This window comes from Flagellimonas amphidinii (assembly GCF_013090115.1).
Classification (GTDB): domain Bacteria; phylum Bacteroidota; class Bacteroidia; order Flavobacteriales; family Flavobacteriaceae; genus Flagellimonas; species Flagellimonas amphidinii.
In genome coordinates this window covers 69208-79678 of sequence record NZ_JABFNN010000034.1, presented here as the reverse complement: position 1 = coordinate 79678, position 10471 = coordinate 69208, and the positions used below count along the sequence as shown (strand labels likewise).

Annotated in this window: 5 protein-coding genes; all 5 read left to right on the top strand. The window is 36.7% G+C overall.

Annotated features, from left to right (window positions below):
• The first annotated feature begins 866 nt into the window (after positions 1-866).
• The 5 genes from HJC33_RS10540 (at position 867) to HJC33_RS10520 (ending at position 10417) form a co-directional block, all read left to right on the top strand.
• Positions 867-1949, top strand: a complete 1083-nt coding sequence (locus tag HJC33_RS10540; RefSeq protein ID WP_171658784.1) for a Fic family protein — start codon at positions 867-869, stop codon at positions 1947-1949.
• A 496-nt stretch (positions 1950-2445) separates the two neighbouring features.
• Complete coding sequence (locus tag HJC33_RS10535) at positions 2446-6600, top strand: two-component regulator propeller domain-containing protein (protein WP_171658783.1); 4155 nt, start codon at positions 2446-2448, stop codon at positions 6598-6600.
• Between the two features lie 191 nt (positions 6601-6791).
• Positions 6792-7913, top strand: a complete 1122-nt coding sequence (locus HJC33_RS10530; RefSeq protein WP_171658782.1) for an endo-1,4-beta-xylanase — start codon at positions 6792-6794, stop codon at positions 7911-7913.
• 13 nt (positions 7914-7926) lie between these two features.
• Complete coding sequence (locus tag HJC33_RS10525; protein WP_171658781.1) at positions 7927-9366, top strand: MFS transporter; 1440 nt, start codon at positions 7927-7929, stop codon at positions 9364-9366.
• 10 nt (positions 9367-9376) lie between these two features.
• Positions 9377-10417, top strand: coding sequence for a glycoside hydrolase family 43 protein (locus HJC33_RS10520; protein ID WP_171658780.1), 1041 nt, complete (start codon positions 9377-9379; stop codon positions 10415-10417).
• The last annotated feature ends 54 nt before the right edge of the window (positions 10418-10471 follow it).

Sequence of the window (10471 nt, the reverse complement as noted above, 5' to 3'; positions counted from 1 at the left end):
CATAAAGCAAGTTGAAGGTTGGTTTGGTAAGTAATCCTTCTTATCAATACCAGTCAATAGTGAGGTGATTCGTGACGAACTACGATTGCATGAAATCTATAGAGAAAAGGTCATTGCCGATTTAAGAGCGGAAATTAAAAAAGGTATTTATAGTATTTTTGAACACGAGCATATCGTTTTCTAAGAAATAAGGAAAGATTATATTCTAATCGCTAGGATACTCCATGGAAGAAGGGATATTCCTAAATTTATTTAATGACAAAGTCGAAAACTTAAGCCATGGGACTAACGTGAAAACAATATCTAGCTGCAGCAACCAGTCGTTTGGAAGTATTAATTAACCTAGTTGACTAATACCCCAATCGATGATCCTTTAGCCAAGGAGTTTCTAAAAATTTCAGATATTATTGAAAAATACGAGAGCGTTCACTATCCCATGGAAGATTCAAATCAATAGCCCATGGAAAAGAATTTTTGGGGATTTGCAAATTAAATAGATGTGAATAGGTAATTTTCTTAGATCTGCAATCAGTTCTTTATTGGAAAAGGCGTCTTTTTGTTTCAAGATCAGATGACGTGCGTTAAGACTAATTAAATTTTCCAAATTTCTATTCATTTTATTAATGCTCCATATTATTACCGACAAAGAAATTTGGTTATTAACTAATATTAGGAATATATAGTCACAGATTATATCCTACTTAAATACATCACTATTGAGTCAATTGACAATCCCTAAATTAAGAGCTCTCTACAATAACCGAACATCTTCAAGGGTAACTTTTACTCTAGCAAATAAAACAAGAGTAATTTTTTTCTATATTTACCCTTGTTGTTGACAACGAAGGTAAATTTTACACTTAACCATGACTATTTTTAAAAAAGATATTCCCTATAACAACTTACCTCTACTCCCTCCCAAAAGGAGTTTAGAAACTGTAGCTATTCTAAGAAAAACAATAGTTGCGAGTAGGGAATTATCAAAATTGAATGGTGCGATTATCAATCTACCTAATCCAAGGCTTTTTTTAGATACCATACACTTGCAGGAGGCAAAAGGCAGTTCTGAAATAGAAAATATTATCACCACAAATGACGACTTATATCAAGCATTTGTGGCTGATAAGAAATTTGACAATGTCGCGGCTAAAGAAGTAATTAGCTATAAGGAAGCATTATGGCATGCCCTCGCTCACTTGGAGAAAAAACCGTTTTTAACCACCAATCTTTTTATTGAGATTGTACAACGAATCAAACAAAATGATTCTGGGATACGAACAACTCCAGGTACTACTTTATCAAATGCTAAAGGAGAAGTTATTTATACACCACCATCAGGGGAAGACATCATACGGGACAAACTATCCAACCTAGAAAAGTTTATCAATACACCAAGTAAACTTGACCCATTGATAAAGATGGCTTTAATGCACTACCAATTTGAAGCTATTCATCCATTTTCGGATGGTAACGGCAGAACAGGCAGAATTTTACTTCTACTCTATCTTAAACTGGAAAAATTGTTGGATGTTCCCGCAATTTATCTCAGCGAGCATATCATCAACAACAAAGCAGCCTATTATAAAAAGCTAAGATTAGTAACGGAAAAAGAAGATTGGGAAGGATGGATACTGTTTATGTTGGAAATGGTTGAAATAACCGCTAAGAAAGGATTGGAACGCCTAGAGGCGATTACTTCCTTAATGGAAAGAATGACAAACGAAATCAGAACCCAATTACCTAAAGCGTATTCAAGAGAGCTAATCGAAATCTTATTTCGGCTCCCCTATACCAAAAGACAATACTTGATTGATGAAAAATTAGGTACTCCCAAAACTGTTGGTAACTATTTGAGGGATTTGGAAGAGGCTGGCTTTCTAAAATCGGTCAAGGTTGGAAAAGAGAAATTATACCTCAATTTTCAATTGATGGAAATATTGGAAAAGTAGGTAAGTAAAACATATATTTGCACCATCAATTTTATTTGATAGCAGATACAAGTAAATAAGTTCATTTGATATATCGTTTTTGATAGGTGCGCAAATCGGTACACATATTAAAAATATAGATTTTAACTTTTTGAAAATCAAATGATTGGTACTTAAGTTCGAGCCCCAGTCAGGTCACTTCCTAAAATTTATCAAAAAAGCCCGTGAAAAAAATATTCACGGGCTTTTTTGGTTTTCAAACAAAACTTAACGCATATTAAAATAATTATATTGACAATCGTACGAAAATCAAGAAAAAATTTATTAATTCTTATAGTACGACATAATTAAAAAACAGTGCAACCTAACTTTCATCAAAAGCACCTCACTTACCATAACTTTATAAGTTTGTGCGAATAATTCTGAAAAGGGTTAACTTGTATGTCAACAAACAGTTGCAGATTACCCTTCAAATTGTAAAAAGCTGCCCAATTTAGTTGGAAAGGAAATGTGGTATATGAAAAATACATACTGGAAAGTTGCTCTTGGATTATTGATTTTAACTTTTGCGTTCCATAAGTTACATGGTCAATGGGAAAATGACACCTATACTTTTATTCCAATTGAAAAAAACACGCCAAAACGTGCCATTACAAGTATTGTTCAAGATAATAATGGGCTTATTTGGATAGCAACCGTTGGATTTGGGCTAAATAAATATGATGGCGTAACCTTTACTTCTTATACCAAGGATACTAATGATGATAATTCCATAAATAGTTCTTTGGTTCACTCCTTATACATTGATAAATCAGAACGACTTTGGGTAGGAACGGCCATAGGTCTTGATCTTTATGATCGATTTCAAGATAGCTTCACTCACATTCAGTTAGACACAGAAACAGACATAGACCACCCTATTTTCAGTATTGCTGAAAATGGAAAGGGACAACTTTTGGTGGGCACCCAAAACAAAGGGATGTTCAGTGTAGATCTTGAAACATTGGAATCCAAAAAAGTTAAAATCCAAAAACCCTATCTCGCCTCACAATTGGTAATCAATAGCATCATTAATCATGATGACGATAAAATATTTGTGGGGACCAATGCAGGTCTCTTTACATTCAATAGAGATAACAATCTTTTGATACCAGCCAAATTTGCCACTAAAAATGGCATGGAACAAATAGATGATTCCATTGAAACATTATTTCTGGACCGTCAAAAAAACCTTTGGGCAGGAACTTTCACCAATGGAGCCATAAAAATTAAAACTGAGAACGATTATAGTATATCCATCAACCGCTACAAATTGACGCAGATGCGGATATTCTCAATTGCACAGGCCAAAGATGGAAAAATACTCTGTGGTACTGAAAATGATGGTTTATTGGTATTGGATGAAAATGGTAATTTGTTGGAAAACTACAGGTATGAAGATGCCAATCCCTACAGTATCCGCTCCAATTCAGTTTGGTCGGTTTTTGTAGATTCCAAAGAGCGCATATGGGTCGGTTACTATGATAAGGGTTTGGGAGTCCATGATGAACTCCACAACAAATTCAATAATATATGGGCTATTCCCAATGTGAAAAATTCATTGAAATATTCTTCTGTTACCGGAATATTGGGCACAAAAGACGGCAGACTTTGGATAAGCATGGACGGCGGCGGAATTGATGTTTACGATCCTAAAAAAAATCAATTCACACATTTATTGGATCCCAATAACAATATTGCCACTGGACTTACCTGTCCATCTGTAGTGTCAACATTTGAAGACTCCAAGGGAAATATTTGGGTTGGCACATGGAACTCAGGAATATATTACCTGCCTAAAGGGAGCAAAACATTTATAAAATTTGATACTACTTCCGCCAAAGGCACACTGCTCTCCAATAGTATTCTTTGTTTTGATGAAGATTCCAAAGGAAATATTTGGATAGGTACTTTCTTTGGTGGACTTCATAAATATAACAGGACTACTAAATCTTTTGAACACTACTCATTAAATGGTGATAAACTCCCTACAATAGAACAGTACAATATCAACAAAGTATTGGTAGAAGAAGATGATATGGTTTGGTTGGGAACTGATAAAGGTTTGTTCAAAATAGAGAATAACGAAGGGGAGCAGGAAATCAAAGCAGTTTCCTTTAATGAGCAACTCAGTGAATCTTCCCAAAATGTCAAATCCTTTAATATTCTTGCATTAAAAAAGACTTCAGATAATAATATCTGGATCGGCACCATTGACGAAGGCGCTTATAAGTTTGATAGAAAAACTGAAAAATTCAAACCTTACAACAAATCCAATGGGCTTGCCCAAGTTATCGTAGCCGGTATTTTGGAAGATAACGATGGTAATATTTGGTTCAGTGGTAACCATGGTCTTTCAAAACTTGATAAGGAAAGCGGCGAATTCCAAAGTTTTGACATGAATGATGGATTATCCGCAAATAATTATAATAGGAATGCAGCTTACAAAGACAATACCGGCCAACTCTTTTTTGGCAGTTATGAGGGCATCGACTTTTTCAATCCCAGAAATATTCAAAAAAACGAAAGCGAACCGTCATTAATGTTCACAGATTTCAAACTCTTCAATAGGTCTGCAGATATTGGAAAAAATGGTTCCCCTTTGGATAAAGTTATTTCTGAGACCAAAAACATCACACTCAAACACAAACAATCTGTATTCACTATAGATTTTGTTGCACTCAACTATACCCGATCGCAAAACAACCAATATGCCTACTATTTAGAAGGTTTGGAAGACGACTGGAACTGGGTGGGCAATGTGCGGAGTGCTACGTACAAGGACCTTAGTCCCGGCAAATATGTCTTTAAGGTAAAAGCGTCCAATAATGACGGTATTTGGAATGAAACTCCTATTACTTTAGGAATTACCGTTTTACCGCCATGGTGGTTGACCAACACGGCTATTGCCATTTACTTTTTGATGTTGGTGATTGCTGCCTTTTTAATCAAAAAATATTTAGAAAGCCAACGCAATGTAAAAATTGAAAGACAACAACGAAGACAGGAAAGACTATTGAATGAAAAGAAAATACAGTTCTTCACAAACATCTCCCACGAATTCAGGACTCCTTTGACTTTGATCTTGAATCCACTCCAGGATATTATCGATAAAAACGAATATTCGCTGGACAAAAAAGTCAAGGAAAAACATCAGACCATTCTAAAAAATGCAAATAGACTAAAAACGTTGATGGATGAACTGATGGATTTCAGAAAGCTCCAAATGAACAAAATGCCTTTGCATGCCCTGGAAATCAATTTTATGGAGTTTGTGGAAAAAGTTGCTTCCTATTTTAATGATGAGGCTACTGACAAAAATATTCTGTTCAGTGTAGATAGTGATGGTACGGAGCCAATGGTCTGGGGGGATCCCAGAATGCTAGAAAAAGTGATTTTCAACCTACTTTCCAATGCCTTTAAGGCAACACCTGAAAATGGTGTCATTACCATTGGAGTAAATCGCTCTGGCCATGGAGTTTGCTTTCCGCTCATAAACGAAACCAAAGCTTCACCCGCTATAGAAATAACTATTGAGGATACAGGGTCTGGAATCAAAAAAGAAGATTTACCCCATATTTTCAAACGCTTCTATCGCTCTAAAAACAAAAACACGGAATATTATGGAGGTTCAGGGACTGGTATTGGCCTTGAAGTGGCCAAAAGCTTCATCGAATTGCATAAAGGTATCATCAATGTAAAAAGTAAGGAAGGTGAAGGCACTATATTTACCATTATCCTTCCATTGGGCAAAGAACATTTGCCCAGTTCAGACCAAGTATCCTCTTCGCATCCTACAGAACTGGCTTCAGAAGATGCCATACTGGCTTCGGAACAACCCTACTTGCTTAATGGTTTTACGAATGAACCTCAGAAAACCAAAATCATGATTGTTGAAGATAATCATGAACTCAGAAATTACTTAAAGAAAGAGCTGAAGGATGAATACACCATCTTGGAGTTCGATAACGCCAAAAAAGGGTTGAAAGCTGCTCAGAAGACCATACCGGACCTTATCATCACTGATGTAATTATGCCTCAAATGGATGGTTTTGAATTTTGTAGTGCCCTGAAAGAAGATATTAATACCAGCCATATTCCCATCATTATGCTCACCGCAAAAACGATGGATGAGGACCGCATCAAAGGAATTGATTCCGGTGCCGATGTCTACATGACCAAACCTTTTGAGATGCGAGTGCTCAAGTCCTATCTAAAACGCTTGATAGATAATAGACAAATCTTCATCAATAAAAACCTGAATGACCCCAACAAATTGAGTTTGTTGGAAAACACTACAGAACAAGATAAATCCTTTATCCAAAAAGTATTGGATTACCTCAATGAAAATATCAGCAAAAATGATTTAAGTGTTGAGTTTCTTGCTGATGACATGTATTTGAGCCGTAGTCAGTTGTACAGAAAAATTAAAGCAATGACAGGGCTCACTCCCAATGAGCTGATAAAGAAAGTAAGATTGGAACGCGCCAAACAAATGATTGAAAATGGTAGTGAATCCATTGGTGAGGTTGGGTTTAAAGTTGGTTTTTCCTCCCCCTCCTATTTTAGTCGATGTTTTAAGTCTGAATTTGGTGTACTGCCCACAGATTTAAAACCCAAAGACTACTTATAAAAGTCCATTACACCATATTGAAGCATTCTCATTTTTAGATAGTCTATTTTAAGGTTTTTTAGATTTTAAAAGCTTCAAAATGTAATTTTAATTACGTTTTGTGATTTGTACAACTTCTTTGCTAAAGAATGCGTCAATTATTTTACTCAAAAATTGAGGTAAAATATAGTTTAGTATTTCATAATTGAAAGATGTATACGAAGACTTATTTTGCCTTTTTCGCCTTAGCTGCAACTATCTTTTTTACCAGTTGCAAAGAAAAAGAAGTAGTAAAAAAACCAGAAATTGAACCTTCTTTAAAAGAAAAATTCTCCAAAGACTTTTATATCGGTGCAGCTTTGAGTCAACAACAGATTCTTGGTCTTGATTCCATGGCGACTAAACTCATAGAGCAGCAATTTAACAGCATCACTCCTGAAAACTGCATGAAATCGGTAAATATTCATCCCAAAAAAGATAGTTTGGTTTTTGAAGTAACTGATAAATATGTTGAACTGGGTGAGAAAAATAACATGTTTATTATGGGACACACTTTAGTGTGGCATAGCCAGTTGGCGGAATGGATGCAAAACATAGAAAGTGGGGATTCCCTTTCCTATGAAATAAAAAAACACATCGACACCATTGTAAGCAGATATAAGGGAAGAGTGCATGGGTATGATGTGGTCAATGAAGCTTTGAATGAAGATGGATCCCTAAGAGAATCTGTATTCTTCAAAAAAATTGGAAAAGAATTTCTAGTTCAAGCTTTTCAGCAAACTGCCAAAAACGATCCTGAAGCGGAACTTTATTACAACGATTACAATTTATGCCAACCCGAAAAAAGAAACGGGGCTGTTGAAATTGTAAAATATCTTCAAGAAAATGATGCTAAGATTGATGGTGTTGGGATTCAGGCACATTGGGGATTGGAATCTCCAGAACTTGGGGAAATTGAGAAGAGCATCTTGGCTTTTTCTGAATTGGGCGTGAAAGTCATGTTTACCGAATTGGACATCACTGTATTGCCCAACCCTTGGGACTTAGTGGGTGCCGGAGTAGAACAGAATTTTGAAAACAATGAAAAAATGAATCCTTACCCCAAAAGTTTACCAGATTCAGTTTCGGTTAAGCTAGCGGAACGCTATAAGGATATTTTCAACTTGTTCCTAAAACACAAAGAAAAAATCAGCAGGGTTACTTTCTGGGGAGTACATGACGGCCAATCTTGGCTAAACAATTGGCCCATTGAAGGACGCACCAATTATCCATTGCTATTTGATACTAAATACCAACCTAAAATAGCGTACGACGCGCTGATGAAATTAAACTAATCTTACTTTATAAATGACCAAGAACACTTCGCAAAAGCTTTCCGTAAAGGAAAAAATTGGCTACAGTCTGGGCGATTTGGCGGCAAATCTCGTTTTCCAAACCTTATTGACCTATCTCGCCTATTTCTATACTGATATTTACGGCTTATCACCAAAAGATTCATCAATCATCATGCTGACAGTAGGCCTTGTAGCTGCTTTTGCCTTTAATCCATTGATTGGAGCTTTAGCTGATAGAACCTCAAGTAGATGGGGTAAGTTTCGTCCGTGGATATTATATACAGCTGTTCCTCTAGGAGTAGTTTCCCTCCTAGCCTTTACCACACCAGATTTTTCATATAAGGGAAAAGTTATCTATGCAGTAGCCACTTATACCATACTGTTATTACTTTATGCTGCCAACAATTTGCCTTATGCCGCCTTAAGTGGTGTGATTACTGGTGATATGTCTGAGCGAAATAGCCTCTCCTCCTATCGTTTTGTAGCAGTGTTGTTGGCTCAATTTTTTGTACAAGTGTTCATGTTGGGCATCATTAAAAGTGCTGGTGGTGGAGACAAAGCCTTGGGTATTGAAAAAGTAATGACCGTCTTGGCTATTATTGGTACCATCATGTTACTGATTACCTTTTTAACCACCAAGGAACGTATCATCCCCAAACCCGAACAAAAATCAACTCTTAAGGAAGATTTAGGTGATTTGGTGAAAAACAGACCTTGGTTGATCATGCTTAGTATTACCACAATGGTATTCATCACTTTGGCACTAAAAGGTGGAGCCTATGTCTATTATTTTGAAAATTATGTAGATAAAGAGTTATTGGCCAAATTCATTCAACCAACGCTTGATATACTTTCAAATATTGGCTTGAACCAATTTGGAGACGACCCCATTTCGGCAGGGTTTGGTCTTTTTAATGCAGGCGGTATCTTTTTTATGATTGTGGGGATTACCTTATCAAAAAGACTGGCGGACAAATACGGAAAACGAGATATTTTTGGGATATTTCTATTTATATCCACTCTGTTCATTATTGCATTTTACTTTTTTCCTCCAAAAGCCATAACCCTCATTTTTATTTCTCAAATATTACATGGCTTCTTCTATGGAATTACCATCCCTATTCTTTGGGCCATGATTGCGGATGTGGCTGATTTTTCAGAATGGAAAAATAACCGAAGAGCGACTGCCATTATTTTTTCGGCCATGATGGTTGGTTTAAAGGCTGGATTAAGTATTGGTGGAGCCTTTATCACCTGGGCATTAGGTATTTTTGAATATATCCCCAATGCTATTGAACAAGCACCTTCAACCATAAAAGGAATAAAATTATTGGTAAGTGTGTTTCCTTCCATTCCTTTTTTGATAAGTACTGGATTGCTTTTCTTCTATGAAATCAATAAAAAAATGGAAGTTACTTTAGAAAAAGAATTAACCGAGCGCAGAGTCGCCTAAATATAACGTCATGCCTGAAAACATTTTAGAAGAACAAATCGATTTTGACGCATTGAACGACAAGGCTATTTCAAAACCCTTGGTGACCCACATGTATACAGCAGACCCATCTGCACATGTATTTAACGGGAAAATATACATATACCCTTCACACGACATTGAAGCTGGTATTCCCTTTGATGATTTAGGAAGCCATTTTGCTATGGAAGATTACCATGTCATTTCCATGGATTCTGTAGCTAGCGAAGCCGTGGACAATGGCCTGGCATTGCATGTTAATGACGTACCATGGGCTGAAAAACAGATGTGGGCACCAGATGCCGCTCACAAAAATGGAAAATACTACCTCTATTTCCCTGCCAAAAGACCAGATGGGGTTTTTCAAATTGGGGTAGCCGTTTCTGACTCACCAACCGGTCCTTTTACACCACGACCGGAAGCCATAAAAGGGAGTTTTTCCATAGACCCTGCGGTTTTTGAAGATGACAATGGAAGCCATTACATGTACTTTGGGGGACTTTGGGGCGGACAATTGCAACGCTGGAGAACTGGTACTTTCAATGCTGAAGACCCAGAGAATCCTACAGCACATCTTCCAGCTGATGACGAAGCTGCTTTATTGCCCTTGGTAGCGAAAATGACGGATGACCTTCTAGAGTTTGATGAAAAGCCCCAAGAAATCCAAATATTGGATGAAAATGGAAAGTTATTGCTTGCTGGCGACAATGAACGTCGCTTTTTTGAGGCAGCATGGCTGCACAAATACAATGGGAAGTATTATTTCTCCTATTCAACTGGTGACACCCATTTTATTTGCTATGCCATAGGTGATAGCCCTTATGGTCCCTTCACCTATGCTGGAAGAATTTTGGAACCTGTAGTAGGTTGGACATCACACCATTCCATCTGTGAAGTAGAAGGAAAATGGTATTTATTCTATCATGATTCCAGTCTTTCCAAAGGCGTAACTCATTTAAGATCCATTAAGGTTGCAGAAATCACCTATCGTGAGGATGGAACTATTGAGACCTTGAAACCCTACGATAACTAAACACTCATAAATTTCCATTAAAAAAGACCGTATGATGATTTATTATACGGTCTT